Below are 17512 nucleotides of genomic sequence, written 5' to 3'. Positions count from 1 at the left end.
AACATCAATGGAGGATAGGCCTGGTGAGTTGATTAACCTGTGGCCGTTTGCTTCCAAAATTATGGTGCCTGGAACGGATATCGTATCTCGATCGTTCATTCGCATTGCTGAGTCCACTAGGCCACCCATCCCTTCCCCGAAGCAAATTACGCTGCTCGTGCAGGGATTGGAGCCGTTTTGAGGGTTGGGGGCGGTGCCCAGCATCGTCAACAACACGGACGAGTGGTTTGCGATGCTCAAGCGTGCGGCGAGTGCAGGTGTAAAGAAATTGGTCTTGGCTGATCCGGGTCGTAGTCCTTTCTTAAAACTAGTGGATAAATGTTATAAACGCTGGGATTGCGACATGCATACCTGGTATTGCCTCGAGCCGAAACGTTTCACCGGTAGTTTGCTGATTGTGAATCTGGATAAGAAAGCTGACTAATGGAAGCAGTAAGCAAGGGCATCGTCCCTGATGCGCTGGGCAATTATTTTGTTCATGAGAAATTCCTTCTCGTATCGTTATTGTCAGGTTTTGGTGTTACTTCAAGCGTTTAGATAATTACACCTCGTTGGGTTCAGTTTCAATTGCACGGGTACCGAACACCTTGGTGTAATCCAATTGTGGCTCGGCAAATCGCTGGCCAATTGCTGCCACCTTTTCCACTTCTTTGATGGGAGTTGCGGGAATCGCAGTTGTTGCAGGAATAAAAGGCGCAATTGGTTTAACGTGTTCATAACGGCCAGATGCAATCACTTCATTTTCATCCAATGCCTTCTTCAATAGTTGTTGCACTTGCGCGCTGGGAGACTCGGCAGGGCAGGCGATCATATCCATATAATCAATACCCAAGCGATAGGGTGGCCAACCATTTTCCAAACCGGTTTTTACCAATTGGCGATAGCAATTTTTCGCACGCGCGACATCTTCGGGGTTTTTACGATCAAACAACACTGGAATCGTGCCTGACAGTGTACGCGATGAGCGTGAAGTTACGGCGAGCAGCGGGTCAAATCCGTTATCGGTCAAACATTTGCTCATCACGGTGCGATAGCGTTCCACTTCATCGGATGTAAACGGCACCAGCGGCGCATACCATAAAATGCCGGCGCCATCTTTTGCGGGGTGTGAATTCACATCGAGTTTTTTTGCGGTCGGGTCGAGTGCGTAAGCAATTTTTAAAAACGCGACTATCGGATAACCTTCAACAGTACCGAGAGTATTCACCAGTGCACCAAAGTGACGGCGCAAGGATGAGAAACCCCATTGTGGTAAATAATTCTGGATTTTTTGCAGTTGTTTAATTTGGTTCGGACTAAAACTCCATACGCGGCAATTTTTTAACCGGCGGCGAATATCTTTTACTGAGCCTGCAACCGCTGCACGTGAACCGTACAGTGTCCCTAGTCCTGTCCATGCAGAAATTTTGCGCTCTTTGGCGAGTTGTTTTAAATAATTTGCACGCGCTTCATCCGTTAGGGTCGATGCTAAAGGCGTATCGACTTGAGTGGAGAGAATACGGCAATCGTTCATCATAATAATGCCGCCGATACCGGGAATATCTTCTGCAAGTTTATTCAATTCGGATTGGCTATTGATGAAAGCGTCATTGGTTTTCCATTCGAAGACTAAAATTCGGGTAGCTTCGGGTGAGCGAGCCAATTGCACACGCGCTTTGGTGACTATGCCGAAATTGCCTTGCCGTAATAATCCCGCCCATGAGTAACCGGTGCCCGCATTCCAGCGCTTGGCCATCTCGGGGCAATTTAAATCCTGATAGGTGTGGCGAAACTCGGTGCCGTTGCCCCAGTAACCTTCCAATTCACTGATGGCATCAAAGTGATCGGTAATGGGTGTTAAGCCATAACCGCCGTCGAGTGCATTGCCGAGAATATTGCCGTTAGGGCCAACGCCGGTGGTGGGAACTAATAAATCCGCGCCGCTTTTTTTAATCGCCGCATGTAAATCCGCTTGAGTAACGCCCGGTTCAATTAATGCGGTAGACGATTGCACATCGATATATACGCGGCGCAGTTGCGATAAATCCACAATAAAACTGCGGCTGTCTACGGGTAGCGAAGTACCGTAACCAAAATTGCGTCCTCCGCTGATTGGCCAGAGCGGTATTTTAAATTCATTGGCGAGCGCTAATACTTCCTGAATTGCATCCACTTCTTTAATGACAATGGCACCGGCGGGCAAACGTTGGCTTGCGCCTGTATCTGCTCCGTAATGAAAAGCCGCTTCTTCACGACTCAAGACTTTGGCACCGGGAATACGCAATACTTCGCTGAAAAAAGAGGTAGTCATGTTCATCTTCCTTTCAAATGCTGAATGACAAAAATTGCTTGAAGAGCAAAGGTGGGCTTGTTACTGCTCGCTTAAAAATGTTCAAAAATTCGACACATTTGCAGCAGTCAGACAAGCATCAGCAAGAACTATGACAAAACTAAATTTCTTAATGTTTTCAATGAGTTTAATTATTATTTTGTGAATGATGCCATCAAATTGACGCTTCAATCCTGTGGCGCGTTTTTAGTTTTAGTGATTTAAGCGACAGCGGGGCAGATAAGAAGTGCGGTTGTAATAATAAAAAAATGTGCACTATTAATTTTGCGGAAGTAGGTAAGGGTGGATAATTTGCGTGGAGTGTTAATGGATTAATAATCAAAAATTATGTGCTGCATTCGAATGGAATAAAGCGAGCATTGCTCGCCTTATTACACTGGATTCTTTGCTGTGTTTGTACCAGCAGATCCGTTTGTTTACACCAGCAATTTCTCCAGCGTGCGCTCATAAATTCTGGTCAGCTTATTCAAATCCTCGGCACTAATACATTCATTCACTTTATGGATGGTTGCATTGATGGGGCCAAGTTCAACTACCTGCGCACCTGTTGGAGCAATAAAGCGACCGTCTGAAGTGCCACCCGAGGTTGATAATTCCGTATCCAATCCCGTTTCCATTTTGATCGCATCTACCACCGCATTTACCAAATCCCCGCGCGGTGTTAAAAACGGTTGGCCGCTTAAAATCCACTGCAGGTCGTAGTTAACCTTGTGCTTGTTCAAAATCGCTTCGGTGCGCTCACGTAAAATTTGCTCAGTCAATTCGGTAGAAAAACGGAAGTTAAATACCACCTCCACTTCACCGGGAATCACATTGGTAGCTCCGGTTCCGCCATTGATATTGGATACCTGAAAACTGGTTGCCGGGAAAAATTCATTGCCATTATCCCAATGTTCGGCAGCAAGTTCGGCGAGGGCAGGGGCGAGCTTATGGATAGGGTTGTCCGCTAGGTGCGGATAGGCAACGTGACCTTGGATGCCCTTCACTTTCAAAATCGCGCCCAGTGAACCGCGGCGGCCATTTTTAATCACATCACCCACCACCTTGGTACTGGAAGGCTCACCCACAATGCACCAGGTCATTTTGGTGTTCTGCGCTTCCAGCCATTCCACGACTTTCACGGTGCCGTTAATAGATGGGCCTTCCTCATCGCTGGTGATCAAAAACGCAATGCGGCCTCTGTGGTTAGGATGTTGCGCAATAAAGTTTTCGCAGGCGATTACCATGCAAGCGAGCGAGCCTTTCATGTCCGCCGCACCGCGGCCATGTAACATGCCATCAATAATTTGCGGCTCAAAGGGAGGGTTGTTCCAGTTGGCCTCGGGGCCTGTGGGTACTACATCAGTGTGGCCCGCAAAAGCGAGAAGAGGGCCGCTATCACCACGAATGGCCCAGAAGTTGTCCACTTCGCCAAAACGCAACCGCGAGGTTTTAAAGCCAATCGCTTCAAGGCGTTTAATCATCATTTCCTGGCAGCCGTCATCTTCAGGGGTTACTGAGCGGCAGCGGATCAGGTCGGTGGCGAGTTGCAAAGTGGGGGTTAACGCAGCAGTCATGGTGTCATCCGGCAGTTGGGCATCAATTCGGGAAAAGTTCGCGGTGAATTTTACGCGATTTTGCGCCGGATTCGATGAGTCCTGCGGATAAAAAAGCCCCTGCCGCAATTGAGCCAAGGCTGCGGCAGAGGAGGTGCATTAAAACGGGTTAGTTGATGGGGATACGTTTGGTCTCACTGGCTGGCAACGCCTTGCGCGCGACACTAATGTCCAGTACGCCATTTTTCATGCTCGCGTTGATACTGCCTTGATCACAGTCATCGGGTAGTGCCAGCACGCGTTGGAAACTGCCGTAACTGCGCTCAACGCGATAGTAATGGCGATCTTTTGTTTCCGATTCTTCTTTCTTCTCGCCACGAATGGTGAGCACGCCTTTATTGAGCTCAAGGGTAATATCTTTTTCGGTCACACCGGGTGCTTCCTGGCTGTTGTGGTATGCCTTGTCATCACTCGCTACGTTCAGTTTGGCTTGAAAGCCAGCTGCACTGAAGATGCCGTCGTCTGGCCAGCGGGCGTTGAATGCCGGCAGCGAAAAACCGCGAAATGCATTATCAAACAATCGATCAATTTCACGATGTAATTGCAGAATCGGGTGCGCTGTGTTTGGAGCGGTTTTCTCCTCGGTTTTTTCCAGGTTACGTTTTACGGGAATAGTGGATGTTTTATTGGTTTCTTCATGGGTAAACCAATTCCAGGGGTTAAGTTGTTGCAGGTTCATAAATGCCTCCTATCGCAAAGCAAATATCGCAAAGAAGATGTCATCACTGCTCAATCAATTGAGTAAATCAGCGGGAGCAAAACAATTGCCCCCGCTGTTTACCTTAAGCGGCTTTGCTGGTATCAGCATTGTGTTGGATCAAGTTTCCGCTGTTGTTAATGGCGATGTTTCTGGGTTTCATCGCCTCCGGAATTTCTTTTACCAAACTGATACTCAACAAGCCGTTATTGAGCTGGGCACCAGTCACTTCTACGTGGTCGGCCAAGCTGAACTTGCGCTCGAAACTGCGTGTGGCTATGCCCTGATGCAGATACTTGCGCTCCTCTTTACTGTCTTCGGCTTTTTTGCCGCGCACAGTCAGTACGCCGCGCTCGGTTTGGATATCCAACTCGTGTTGCTCAAAGCCCGCCACCGCCAGGGTGATGCCGTAGCGATTTTCGCCGGTAACTTCGATGTTGTAAGGTGGATAGCCAGCCGCGCTTTGATCGGCGCGTAGAGCTGTATCTAACAATGCACCTAAACGGTCGAAACCTATGGTGCTGCGATAGAGGGGAGAAAGATCAATTGCGTTCATAAAATATCCTCCGTAGGAAGCGATAGAAAATAAAAACAATTAATAGGTGATGGCTCGCACGCGACACCAATCACGTTTCTTATCTAGGGTTACGCCGGGAGGATTCAAGCTTTTGTTTTAATAATAAATATTTATTCTGCGCTAAATGTTTATAAAAATTATTACTAATATTTTTGTGTAATGGGATCTTGAACTTTTTATTAACGTCCCTATCTAATCTCGCGTCTTCGTCCACTACGATTGTTTTCTGGGAATCATCCCGTTACTGAGGAAAAAACAATGTATAACGCGATCACTCAGCTGCGTTCCCGGCGTGCCTTGTATTGGCGTCCGCCGCCAAATTAATTCCCCTGTTTTCCCTAACTGATTTGTGCTACTTCCTCGCCTGAAGGAAGTTGTTACGCCCATTATTTTTGCTGCTTTTTCATTCGTTCATCTAGTTACTTTAATTTGTCTATCCAAGGGAGGCTTTTATGCTGACAGTGTCAAAACTCAAGCGTGCCTATGGTGATTTTGTCGCGGCAGATGCTGTGGATTTTTCCATCGCCAAAGGTGAAATTGTCGGTTTGCTTGGCCATAACGGTGCGGGTAAAACCACCGTGATGAAAATGCTCAGTGGCTATCTTGAACCTAGCGCCGGCCAGATATTCTTCGAGGGAAAACTGCTTGCCGATCACTTGAAAACCCTGCAGCAAAAAATTGGTTATCTGCCCGAGAGTTTGCCGGTGTACCCGGAATTATCGGTTGGCGAGTATTTGGATTATGCCGCTGAACTAAAAGGATTGCGTGGCCTTGAAAAACAACAGGAGGTAAAACGTGTTGTTAATGCAACGGATATTGCTGCGAAATTACTCGCGCCTATTGCAACACTATCGCGCGGTTACAAACAGCGTGTGGGTGTTGCGCAGGCTTTGCTGGGTAAGCCACGGCTGCTCATTTTGGATGAGCCTACCAACGGCCTTGATCCGCAACAAACGTTGCAGATGCGCGAGTTAATTCGCGCAATCGCTAAAGATGCCACCGTTATTTTATCTACTCATATCATGCAGGAAGTAGATGCACTCTGTGACCGTGTATTGATGATGCGCGCAGGGCACTTGGTGCTAGATGAAAAGTTGGCGGATTTGCGTATTAGCCGCTCGCTGTTGCTGAGATCCAGTCTCGCGGCTGACGCGCTGCAAAAAACACTCAGTGTTGTAACGGGAGTGAAGGCAATTGATTTGCTTGTGCACAATCAAGATGAGAGCCATGCGCGTGTGCATTTGGGTGAGGCTGGCGATGTAAAAGCAATCAGCGCTGCAATTGGCAAAGCGATTATCGCCAGCGGTGCAGAACTTTATCAATTGCAACCGGAAACCCGTGACCTTGAAAGTCTGTTCCGCGAAGTGAACAGCAATCTCCCTTTAACCAATGTATCGTCCAATAATAAAAAGGAGGTGCTAGATCATGCAGCCTAAAAATACGATTGTGCGCATCGCTAACAAAGAAATCTCATTGTTCTTTTCATCGCCTATTGCCTATTTATTTTTAGCAGCTTTTGCGGGCATAACCCTGTTTACGTTTTTCTGGGGTGAAGCCTTTTTTGCGCGCAATATTGCCGATGTTCGCCCGCTGTTCGAGTGGATGCCACTCTTGCTGATATTCCTCGCCAGCACGCTCACTATGCGGATGTGGAGTGAAGAGCGGCGCAGCGGTACTTTGGAATATGTACTGACTCAGCCTGTGCCCTTGTGGCATTTTGTGTTAGGGAAATTTCTCGGTTGCGTTGCATTGTTGGTGGTTGCATTGGTGATTACCTTACCGCTGCCGATCACCGTTGCTGTTCTGGGTGATTTGGATTGGGGGCCGGTAATTGCAGGCTATCTTGCAACATTGCTGTTGGGAGCGGCTTATTTAAGTATTGGTTTGTTTGTGTCTTCGCGCAGCGATAATCAAATTGTGAGTTTGATTACTGCGGTGGCCTTGTGCGGTGTGTTTTATTTGTTGGGCAGCAAAGCGATTACCGACTTTTTTGGAACCGCTGCCAGCGAATGGCTGCGCCTGCTCGGCACAGGTTCGCGCTTTGAATCGATTACACGCGGTGTGATTGATGTGCGCGATCTTTATTACTACCTCAGCCTGATTCTGATTTTCCTTGCACTCAATACCTTCGCGCTGGAGCGCGAGCGCTGGGCGGCAACAGGTAATAGGCAACATCACCAAGGCTGGCGTGTGCTTACCGGTTTATTGCTGGTTAATGCCCTTGGCGCAAATCTTTGGCTTGGGCAAATCAACAGCCTGCGGGTTGATGCAACACAAGGTAATCAATATTCCATTTCTTCAGCGACTGAGCATTATCTGAATCAACTGCAAGAACCGCTGTTGATTCGCGGTTATTTCAGTAGCAAAACCCATCCTTTACTATCGCCTTTGGTGCCGCAAATTCGCGACTTGATTAAAGAGTATGAAATTGAAAGTCACGGAAAAGTGCGCGTGGAATTTATTGATCCGGCAACCAATCCTGAACTGGAGCAAGAGGCTAATCAGAAATACGCGATACAACCTGTGCCTTTCCAAATTTCTGATAGATATCAAGCATCGGTGGTGAACTCCTATTTCAATGTGCTGGTGCAATATGGCGATGAGTATCAAGTGCTCGGTTTTCGCGATTTGATCGAAGTCAAAACCGGTGGTGAAGCCGATCTGGATGTCAAATTGCGCAACCCCGAACACGATTTGACGCGCGCAATCAAAAAAGTGTTGCACAGCTATCAAGCTGGGGGGAATTTATTTGACACCGTAAAAGGCGAGCTGGTCTTCAATGCCTATGTATCAGCTGATTCCGCTCTGCCGCAGCCACTACAAGAATTTAAACGCGCGCTTGAAACTGAAATGAAAAAGCAGCAAGAAAAATCGGCTAATCGTTTGAAAGTCAATTTCATCGACCCTGCTGCAGACGGCGGAAAAGTGGGTGAGCAAATCGCGCAGGACTACGGTTTTAATCCCATGGCAACCAGTCTGTTGAGCAATGAGCGTTTTTATTTTTATCTGACCCTCGCACAGGGTGATCAGGTGGTGCAAATTCCACTCGATGATATGAGTGCTGCCAGCTTTGAGCGTAACTTTGCATCGGCATTAAAACGCTTTGCCAGCGGCTTTACCAAAACGGTTGCTTTTGTTGCACCTGAAGCGGCCATGGCAAGTCACTACCAAGCGCAAGGAACACAGTTTGGTCAGTTGGAACAATTTCTCGGTGCTGAATTAAATGTGGTGCGCGAAGATCTGCGCGATGGTTCGGTCAGTGGTGAAGCGGATGTACTCTTCCTTGCTGCGCCTAAAGATCTGGATGAGAAACAATTATTTGCTGTGGACCAATTCCTGATGCAGGGCGGTACTGTTATCGCAGCCACTTCGCCTTATGCTGCATCTTTAAGTCAGCGTAGCCTGAGTTTGCAAAAGCAGGAAAGTGGCTTGAGTGCTTGGTTAAAACATCACGGCCTAAGCATTGATGAAAAACTAGTGATGGATAAGCAAAGTGTGCCTTTCCCGCTGCCGGTTAACCGCAACATCGGCGGCTTTAGTGTGCAGGAAATGCGCATGTTGGATTATCCCTATTTTATTGATGTGCGTGCGGATGGATTAAATGCTGAGAGTGCAATCACCAATAGTTTGCCACAAGCGACAATGGCTTGGGCTTCGCCGATTGTGTTGGATGTTGATAAACAAAAATCGCGCAAAGTAACTGAGCTATTGCGCAGCTCGGATAAATCCTGGGTTAGCGGCGATATGAATATTGCGCCGCAAATTACCAGCGAAGGCATTACGCGCTACCTGCCTAGCGGCGAACAAAAATCGCAATTGTTAGGCGTAATTACCCAGGGGCGTTTTGATTCATTCTTTGCAGGAAAAGAATCGCCGCTATTGAAAAAAGAGAATGCCGATTCCACCAATACGCAGAGCGCGCAATCTGATGCAAGTAAGAATATCGGCAGTGTTATCCAACACTCGCCCGATTCTGCACGCATCATTTTGTTTAGCTCAAATGACTTCCTAAGCGACCCTGTGGTGTCTATGGCGGGCATGGCTAATGGCGGCCAATATTTGAATAGTTTGCAATTAATGGCCAACACATTTGATTGGGCGCTGGAAGATGAAGGGTTGATGAGCATTCGCGCGCGCAGCAACTTCAACCGTACCTTGCCAACCATGGAGCAAAGTACACAAGCATTCTGGGAATACTTGAATTATGGATTGGCTTTGCTGGCGCTGGCGGTCGTCGGGTTTGTTCAGTACCGCGTCAAGCGCGCACGCGAACAACAATATCGCCAATGGTTGGCCAGTTAATCGCAAATACAATTTGCCCTGACTAGAGGTAATTATGATGAATCAATCAGTCACTATTGATGTAAGCAAGGCGCAGGAACAGTTATCCGCATCTGCGTCACCGCTAAAATTATGGCAGCGGCGCTTGACGATTTTATTTATAGCGCAAGTGTTGTTGATACTAGGTGTCTTCGCGTACCAAGAAAATTCGCGCGTACAGGTCGATGCACAACCCTTGCTTGGCATTAAATCTGCCGACATAGACCGAATGGTCATTCAGGATGCCAGCAACAAAGTCACCTTGCAAAAAACCGGCAGCCAATGGCAGTTGCCGGAGTTGCATCAACTTCCTGTTGATAAGCAAAAGTTGGATGAGATATTGCAAAAACTGGATGGCACAAAACTGACCTGGCCGGTGACAACCACAGCAAGCAGTCATCAACGATTTGAAGTTTCCGGAACCAAATTCCAACGGCGAATCGAACTGTTTCAGGGCGATGCCAAAAAAGCAGATCTTTGGTTGGGATCCACACCCGGCTTCAAAAAAATTCATCTACGGCGTGAGGGTGAGAATCAGGTTTACGCTGTCGAGCTAACAGCATTTGAATTTGCGACTGCATCAAATGATTGGCTCAAATCCGATTTGTTGGCAGTCAAGGATGTAACCTCAATCAAAGCTTCTGACTATGAGCTGCAAAAGAATGGTGAAGCCTGGACGTTCGTTGCCACCACTCACGATGCAAATACACAAAAGGTAAATGCAACTAAAGTAACGGAGTTGATGAATGCGTTTGGTAACTTGCAAGTTCAGGAGGTGGTAGCACAAGTACCCCAAGGCGAAACCACAAAAGTATCAGCCAAATCTGCTGCGGGTGAATTTCACTATGAATTTACTAAAGCGGGGAGCGACTATTTTGTGAAACGTAGCGATCGCGATCTGTATTTCAAGCTGTCGCAGAATGAGTTTGAACGCATAGCTAATGTGAAAAAGGTTTCACTACTCGCAAGTGAATCCACTTCCAGCAATACAGCAGCTGATCCTGTTTCTAATTTGGTAAATCAGTCAATGCAGGGGATATTAAATGGCGAGAAATCCAACTAACCGCTATATTTATCTCTGTTGAAAAAAAGCCCGACAGGAAACTGCCGGGCTTTTTTGCAAACAATGGCACGATAACTTTATGTGGGACTTACCCCGCCAACCCCACATAAACCTCATGCACGTCATCGTCATTATCAATCGCAGCAAGGAATGCTTCGACTTCTTCCAGCGCCTCGCCAGATAAGCTCACAGGGTTTTTAGGTTTGTAGCCGAGTTTGGCTGACACTACAGTAAAACCTTGGTCGGGTAATGCTTTTTGTACCAGATCCAAATCGGTTGGGTCTGTATAAAAGGTTGCGGTGCCATCATCGTCTAATTCGAAATCTTGTGCGCCTGCTTCAATCGCTGCGGTTTCGATATCGGCATCTTTATTCGCGGCATTCGCTTCGATAATGCCCAAGTGATCAAAATCCCATGAGACAGAACCTGAGGTGCCGAGTTGGCCTTTGCGGAATAAACCGCGAATATTGGAGATGGTGCGGTTGACGTTGTCGGTGAGGCATTCAACGATCACAGGAACTTGATGTGGTGCATAACCTTCGTAGGTTACTTTTTCATAACTGGCGGCGCCGTCGAGTTGGCCTGAGCCTTTTTTGATCGCGCGCTCTAACGTTTCGCGTGTCATTGAGGCTTTTTTTGCTTGGACGATGGCAAGGCGCAGGCGTGGGTTCATGTCCGGGTCTGCACCGGCGCGTGCAGCGATCATGATTTCTTTGGTGAGTTTGGTAAAAATTTTACCTTTAGCACTCGCCGCTTCTTCTTTGTGTTTTGCTTTCCATTGTGCGCCCATAATTATCGCCTCGTTGTTTGCACAAACCCACTGTGCCTGGTTTATTGTTAGAGGCGCTGCTTACTGCGCCCACCTTGAATGTCGAAAAATAATGCGTTGAAAGCAGGGCGCTGCAAGCGGCGCCCCTACTATTAATTTTTGTGCAGTGCAGTATTTAATTGCAGCGCACTTTTATTGGTTACTACTTCCACTCGACCAGTGATGGAGTTGCGACGGAATACCAAATCAGAAACGCCTGCCAGTTCGCGCGCTTTTACCGTTTTTACTTCGCTACCTGCATCATCCAGCACCACTACTTTTGTACCTGCCGTGATGTAAAGGCCAGATTCTACTTTGCAGCGGTCGCCCAAGGGAATACCGATACCAGCGTTGGCGCCGATCAAGGATTCCTTGCCAACAGAGATCACAATATTACCACCGCCGGAGAGGGTGCCCATAGTGGAGCTACCGCCGCCCAGATCGGAACCGGCGCCTACAAATACACCGGCAGAGATGCGTCCTTCAATCATCGCTGGGCCTTCGGTGCCCGCGTTAAAGTTAACAAAACCTTCGTGCATGATGGTGGTGCCTTCGCCTAAATAGGCACCCAAGCGCACGCGCGCGGTGTGTGCAACACGTACACCTTTAGGTACAACGTAGTTGGTCATTTTAGGGAATTTATCGACGCAGGAAACTTCCAGTTCTTCGCCATTCAAACGAGCTTGCAGTTGACGCGCAGGCAGTTCGTTGACATCGATAGCGCCCTGGTTGGTCCAGGCAACATTCGGCAGTACACCGAAAATACCGGCGAGCACAGTGTTGTGCGGTTTAACCAAGCGGTGCGATAACAAATGCAATTTCAAATAGCCTTCCGGCACTGATGCGGGGTTGGTATCTGTTGCGAGTAAGGTGGCAACCAGTGGGCGTTTGCTATTGATCAGCGCTTTTGCGATTTCAGCTTGCGCGCTATCGCCCGCTATCGTGAGTGCCTGTGCAATTTCGCCCGCTTGATTATTGGTTAAGGCGATCGCTTGGTTACCTTCGGTGTAACCTACAATATTGGCAATGGCTCGCGCGCTTGCTTCTGAAGGACTCAATACTGGGTGCGCATAAAACACCTCCAGCCATTCACCTTTTGCGTTCTGTGTGCCTATACCTAAACCGAGTGCGTAGAGTTGAGTCATTTTTTTTCCTGACGATAGTTCAAATAATTAATTAAAAATGGTGGTGTATTCAGTGTCTTTAAACCGGACATGTTTTTTGTCGCGGGTATCGAGCAATGGGCGCTTTATGAGTGTTGGATTTTCACTGATAACCGTTGCCGCATTGGCTTCGTTGAAGTTGGTTTTAGTGGCTTCGCTCAATTCTTTCCAGGTGGTGCTGCGTTTATTGACGAGCGTTTCCAAACCGATTTCTTCAATCCAGATTTTTACTTGCGCTGCGTTTAAACCATCGGTACGAAAATCGTGAAAGTGATAATCGACCTTATGTTGTTCAAGCCAGATGCGCGCCTTTTTGACTGTGTCGCAATTTTTTATACCGTATAAAGTGATCATAGGTTTAGGGTTTCAATACAATTTTTGGTTTTTTTCGCGTCGGGTAACAAGTCCTGCATATTTCACACACGGTGCCATCGCAACCCCGTGCCGAGCAGAACTCACGGCCGTAATAAATAATTTGTAAATGCAATGCATTCCAGGTGTCTTGTGGAAAAAGACGTTTTAAATCTTTTTCGGTTTGCACCACATTTTTTCCGTTCGTTAGACCCCAGCGCTGCGCGAGGCGGTGGATATGGGTATCCACAGCAAATGCTGGCACATCAAACGCCTGACTCATGACCACGCTTGCCGTTTTGTGGCCTACACCCGGTAAACGTTCAAGCGCGTCCCAATCAGCGGGAACCTGGCCTTGGTGTTCATCAACCAGCATTTGCGATAACACCGAAATCGCTTTGGATTTTTGTGGCGACAAACCGCAGGGACGAATAATTTCCTGAATTTTTTCGACGGGCACTTTTGCCATATCGAAAGGGTTATCTGCCAGTGCAAAAAGCGCTGGTGTTACTGTGTTGACTCGTTCGTCTGTACACTGGGCCGAGAGCAAAACGGCGATTAATAGTGTGTAAGCGTCCTTGTGGTGCAGTGGAATCGGCGGGTTAGGGTAGAGGCTTTGCAGTTTGTGCAAAATAAATTCTACCCGTGCCGCCTTACTTAGGCTCTTGCTCTCACTCATAGCGATTGCACAAATGCCTTGATTCGCTCTGCTGCCTGGATGCATTCAGCCAGTGGTGCAACCAGTGCGAGACGCACATAATGTTCGCCGGGATTAATGCCGCCCGCTTCACGCGCTAAGTAACTGCCGGGTAACACTGTGACTTTTTGTTGGGCAAATAATTGCTGGGCAAAATTTTCGCCTTTGATCGTTGTTTTAGGCCAGAGATAAAAACTGGCATCGGGTTTTGCTACATCCAGCACCCCGTCCAGTATTGCCAGGACTGCATCGAACTTTTGGCGATAGGCTTCGCGGTTGTCGATCACGTGACTCTCATCCTGCCATGCGGCAACACTGGCAAGTTGGGTTGGAACCGGCATGGCGCAGCCATGGTAAGTGCGATAGAGCAAAAACTTTTCCAGGATTTTTGCATCACCGCCAACAAAGCCGGAACGCAATCCCGGCAAGTTGGAGCGTTTGGATAGACTGTGAAATACCACACAGCGGGCAAAATCATCGCGACCTAATTCTGCGCAGGCTTGTAATAATCCAATCGGTGGGTGTTGTTCATCAAAATACAATTCTGAATAGCACTCGTCCGAGGCGATAACAAAATCATATTGGTCAGCAAGCGCAATTAATTGTTTTAGTTGCGCGCTACTCATGACTGCGCCAGTTGGATTGCCCGGCGAGCAAATAAATAATAGCTGACAGCGTTCCCACACGGATGCTGGCACTGCGGCAAAGTCGGGGATAAAATTATTTTCCGGTGTGCAGTTTAAAAAGTAAGGCTCAGCACCGGATAAAATCGCGGCACCTTCATAAATCTGGTAAAAAGGATTAGGTGATACAATTAACGGGTTTGGTTTGCTGCGGTCAACAATCGCCTGTGCAAATGCAAAGAGCGCTTCGCGGGTGCCATTTACGGGCAGTACATGTTTTTCCGCTGTAAAGGTTCCGCTTTTTAAATGGAAGCGTCTGCTTGCCCAAGAGGCGATAGCTTCGCGCAATTCCGGCAAACCCTTGGTGGTGGGGTAATTGGATAATTTACCCAAATTTTTCACCAGAGTTTCCAGAACAAATGCCGGCGGCTCATGTTTGGGTTCGCCGATGGACAACATAATATCGGTGAGCTGTGCAGGTGCAGTTACTGCCGCTTTGAGGGCGGCGAGCTTTTCAAACGGGTAGGGATGTAACTGGTTTAAATCCGGGTTCATAGTGTGTTGTCAAAATAAATTAAAGTTTATCGACGCGCTTATCCAATTGCTCGCAAATTTGTTGTTGTAGTTTTTCGCAGAGCTCTGGGTCGCTCAGGGGTTTTCCTTCGCTGGTGGCGATAAAAAACATATCTTCTACGCGCTCGCCCAGGGTTGCGATGCGTGCATTCAATAATTGGATATCAAAATCCATAAAAATACGGCCAATACAGGCAAGCAGGCCAGGGCGATCCGGGCTGATGACTTCAAGCACGCTGCAATTGCGAATCGTATCGGTATTGAGTGTGGTGCGCGTAGGTGATGCAAAATATTTCAGGCGACGCGGTGTGCGGCGGCCGATTACGTCGCGGTAGTTTTCGTCCACCAAACTGAGTTCATCCATTAGTGCTTGCTGGATTTTTTTCAGCAGAGTGGGGTTGTTGCCTAGCGGCTGACTGTTTTCATTGAGCACAAAAAAGGTATCAATAGTGTAGCCGGATTTGGAGCTGTAAATCTTCGCATCCTGAATGCTGAGATTCGAGTTGCTGAGTGCCGTTGCGGCAGCAACAAATACGTTTTTCTGATTTTTGCTGTACACGAAAATTTGTGTTGCACCGGCCAATTCTTTACTAGTGGTTTTTTTGATCAGCACCAACGGTTTGTCATCGGTACGGGCAGCAATTGCTTCTGTGTGCCATGCGATATCAACAAAGTTTTCGCGTAGGAAGTAGTCGTCACCCATGTCGCCCCAGAGTGCGAGTACTTGCTCTTTGCTCAAACCTTTGCGCGCAAGTTTGCGAATCGCTGCTTGTTGCGTCTCGTCAATTAAATCCTGCTTATCGACGTTGTTTTCCAAGCCGCGACGTAGTGCGCGGCGGGTATCCAAATACAAATTGCGCAGCAAGCTCGCGCGCCAGGTGTTCCACAATTCTTTGTTGGTGCCATTGATGTCGGCAACGGTGAGGCAATATAAATAATCCAAATGTAACTGGTCGCCCACAGTCAGCGCGAAATTATGGATGACCTCTGGATCGGAAATATCTTGCTTTTGTGATACCTGCGACATCAACAAATGTTTTTCAACCAGCCAGCAAATCAAACGCGTTTCGCGCGGTGATATGCCGTGGCGCGCGCAAAATTCTTCTGCATCGACTGCACCGAGCGTGGAGTGATCGCCACCGCGACCTTTACCGATATCGTGATACAAACCGGCGATATAAAGCAGCTCCAGTTTGGGTAGGCGATTCATAATAGTCGCGGCGACCGGAAAATCTTCTTTTGCCGATGGCAACAGGAAGTTACACATGTTCTGCACTACTTTGAGCGTGTGCGCATCGACAGTGTATATGTGAAATAAATCGTGTTGCATTTGGCCGGTAACCTGGCCGAATTCCGGCAGGTACAAACCGAGAATGCCATAGCGCGACATGCGCTTTAATTGTTCAACCAAACCGGCGGGCTGCTGCAGTAATTTAATAAACAGCTGGGTGTTTTTTGGACTGGAGCGGAAGCTGTCATCAATTAAGTGGCGGCTCTCGCGAATCCACCGAATAGTAGATGCACGCACGCCTTCAATCTGTGGGTTTTGCGCCATCAGCACAAACATTTCCAGCAGTGCCGACGGGTTTTCTTCAAAGACATAGGTATGTGTTGCTTCGATATAGTTGTCGCGCAATTGGAAGCGTTCGTTGATCGATACCACGCTTTTGGTTTTGCCTTTTTGCAATATGGCTTCGGACAAAAATTGCAGTACTACATCGTTGAGTTCGCGCAACGCGAGCACGGTGCGGTAGTACTTGTGCATGAATTGCTCTACTGCCAAGCCTTCCTTGCCATCGACGTAGCCAAAAAATTTTGCGATCTCGCGCTGGTAATCAAACAGCAAGCGCTCTTCCGGACGTTTGGCTGTCATGTGCAGCGCATAGCGCACGCGCCATAAATATTCTTCACCGGAATTGAGCAGGGAAAATTCTTCGTCGGTAAAAAATCCTTTACCTTCCAGCTGTTTAATCGTGCGTACACCAAAGTAACGCTTGGTAACCCAATTGATGGTTTGGATGTCGCGCAAGCCGCCGGGGGCGTTTTTGATATTGGGTTCGAGGTTGTATTCGGTATCGTTGTACTTTTTATGGCGATCCAATTGTTCCTGATATTTTGCGCGGAAAAATTCTTCGATCGGCCAAATTTTATCGGGGTTTGATTCTTGTAGCAGTTCATAGCGCAGCGATTGGTCGCCGACCAAAGTGCGCGATTCCATAATGTTGGTGGCGACGGTGATATCTGTGCGTGCAATTTCAATCGTTTGTTTGACGGTGCGCACGCTGCTGCCGATTTCCAAACCTATGTCCCACAGGAGCGTGAGAAATTTTTCGATATTGTCTTTGCAGCTTTCCAATATTTCAGGGCGGTGCAAAATTAACAAATCGATATCGGACCCTGGATGCAACTCGCCGCGTCCATAGCCGCCAACGGCTTCAAGACTTATGCTGTCCGGCCATTCAAATTGATACCAGGCGTAGTGCAATACACAGTCGATAAATAACGCTCGTTCATACACCAGTGCGCGTATGTCTTCACCTTCAATAAAGCGGCGATTGGCTTGGGTGCCCGCTGCGTTAATTGCGTCCTTAAAAACCGTGATGATGGGTTTTTCGGCCAGCGCACGACGAAAGCGGCTCTGGTCAAAGAAAAACAATGGCCGCTCAAAGTAGGGCACCGCATTAATCGACATGGGTTTACTGGATTCCTGAGGAAT

General features: G+C 47.9%; 15 protein-coding genes. 5 read left to right on the top strand and 10 right to left on the bottom strand.

The window, feature by feature from the left end; all coding sequences use genetic code 11:
* Together ACWA6V_RS00185 and ACWA6V_RS00180 are read left to right on the top strand one after the other, a co-directional pair.
* On the top strand, positions 1 to 181 hold a 181-nt coding region (locus tag ACWA6V_RS00185), incomplete at its 5' end, for a hypothetical protein (protein ID WP_449520605.1).
* Positions 182 to 193: 12 nt separating this feature from the next.
* Positions 194 to 424, top strand: a complete 231-nt coding sequence (locus ACWA6V_RS00180) for a hypothetical protein (protein WP_449520604.1) — start codon at positions 194 to 196, stop codon at positions 422 to 424.
* 117 nt (positions 425 to 541) lie between these two features.
* On the opposite strand, the gene ACWA6V_RS00175 is transcribed toward ACWA6V_RS00180, so the two are convergent.
* The 4 genes from ACWA6V_RS00175 to ACWA6V_RS00160 form a co-directional block, all read right to left on the bottom strand.
* The gene (locus tag ACWA6V_RS00175) at positions 542 to 2290 is read right to left on the bottom strand and encodes an FAD-binding oxidoreductase (protein ID WP_449520603.1); all 1749 of its coding nucleotides are present in this window, start codon (positions 2288 to 2290) and stop codon (positions 542 to 544) included.
* Between the two features lie 455 nt (positions 2291 to 2745).
* Positions 2746 to 3885 carry a succinyl-diaminopimelate desuccinylase gene (dapE, locus tag ACWA6V_RS00170; protein WP_449520602.1) on the bottom strand — a complete coding sequence of 380 codons (1140 nt, stop codon included), beginning with the start codon at positions 3883 to 3885 and terminating at the stop codon, positions 2746 to 2748.
* Between the two features lie 148 nt (positions 3886 to 4033).
* Positions 4034 to 4603, bottom strand: coding sequence for an Hsp20/alpha crystallin family protein (locus ACWA6V_RS00165; protein ID WP_449520601.1), 570 nt, complete (start codon positions 4601 to 4603; stop codon positions 4034 to 4036).
* A 103-nt stretch (positions 4604 to 4706) separates the two neighbouring features.
* Positions 4707 to 5177, bottom strand: coding sequence for an Hsp20 family protein (locus tag ACWA6V_RS00160; RefSeq protein WP_449520600.1), 471 nt, complete (start codon positions 5175 to 5177; stop codon positions 4707 to 4709).
* Positions 5178 to 5650: 473 nt separating this feature from the next.
* Between ACWA6V_RS00160 and ACWA6V_RS00155 the strand changes: the two genes are divergently transcribed.
* The 3 genes from ACWA6V_RS00155 to ACWA6V_RS00145 are packed head-to-tail and all read left to right on the top strand — an operon-like array spanning position 5651 to position 10581.
* Positions 5651 to 6634 (top strand): ABC transporter ATP-binding protein, encoded by a 984-nt coding sequence (locus ACWA6V_RS00155; protein WP_449520599.1) that lies wholly within the window; start codon positions 5651 to 5653, stop codon positions 6632 to 6634.
* The gene (locus tag ACWA6V_RS00150) at positions 6624 to 9500 is read left to right on the top strand and encodes a Gldg family protein (RefSeq protein ID WP_449520598.1); all 2877 of its coding nucleotides are present in this window, start codon (positions 6624 to 6626) and stop codon (positions 9498 to 9500) included. The genes ACWA6V_RS00155 and ACWA6V_RS00150 overlap by 11 nt, the downstream gene beginning before the upstream one ends.
* A 34-nt stretch (positions 9501 to 9534) precedes the next feature.
* Entirely contained in the window at positions 9535 to 10581 is a 1047-nt protein-coding gene (locus ACWA6V_RS00145; protein ID WP_449520597.1) for a DUF4340 domain-containing protein, read from the top strand.
* 88 nt (positions 10582 to 10669) lie between these two features.
* Here ACWA6V_RS00145 and ACWA6V_RS00140 read toward each other — a convergent pair whose 3' ends face one another.
* The 6 genes from ACWA6V_RS00140 to ACWA6V_RS00115 all read right to left on the bottom strand — a co-directional run bounded on the left by ACWA6V_RS00140 (position 10670) and on the right by ACWA6V_RS00115 (position 17488).
* Positions 10670 to 11371 carry a YebC/PmpR family DNA-binding transcriptional regulator gene (locus ACWA6V_RS00140; RefSeq protein ID WP_449520596.1) on the bottom strand — a complete coding sequence of 234 codons (702 nt, stop codon included), beginning with the start codon at positions 11369 to 11371 and terminating at the stop codon, positions 10670 to 10672.
* 131 nt (positions 11372 to 11502) lie between these two features.
* Positions 11503 to 12534: a 2,3,4,5-tetrahydropyridine-2,6-dicarboxylate N-succinyltransferase gene (gene dapD / locus ACWA6V_RS00135; protein WP_449520595.1), complete on the bottom strand. Its 1032-nt coding sequence runs from the start codon at positions 12532 to 12534 to the stop codon at positions 11503 to 11505.
* A 27-nt stretch (positions 12535 to 12561) separates the two neighbouring features.
* Positions 12562 to 12906 (bottom strand): ArsC family reductase, encoded by a 345-nt coding sequence (locus ACWA6V_RS00130; RefSeq protein ID WP_449520594.1) that lies wholly within the window; start codon positions 12904 to 12906, stop codon positions 12562 to 12564.
* Between the two features lie 4 nt (positions 12907 to 12910).
* Positions 12911 to 13582 (bottom strand): endonuclease III, encoded by a 672-nt coding sequence (gene nth, locus ACWA6V_RS00125; RefSeq protein ID WP_449520593.1) that lies wholly within the window; start codon positions 13580 to 13582, stop codon positions 12911 to 12913.
* Entirely contained in the window at positions 13579 to 14778 is a 1200-nt protein-coding gene (gene dapC, locus ACWA6V_RS00120) for a succinyldiaminopimelate transaminase (protein ID WP_449520592.1), read from the bottom strand. The genes nth and dapC overlap by 4 nt, the downstream gene beginning before the upstream one ends.
* 19 nt (positions 14779 to 14797) lie before the next feature.
* On the bottom strand, positions 14798 to 17488 hold the full coding sequence (locus ACWA6V_RS00115) for a [protein-PII] uridylyltransferase (RefSeq protein ID WP_449520609.1): 2691 nt from the start codon (positions 17486 to 17488) through the stop codon (positions 14798 to 14800).
* Positions 17489 to 17512 lie beyond the last annotated feature (24 nt).

Source organism: Cellvibrio sp., from assembly GCF_053579595.1.
This window is presented reverse-complemented; position numbering and strand designations above follow the sequence as displayed.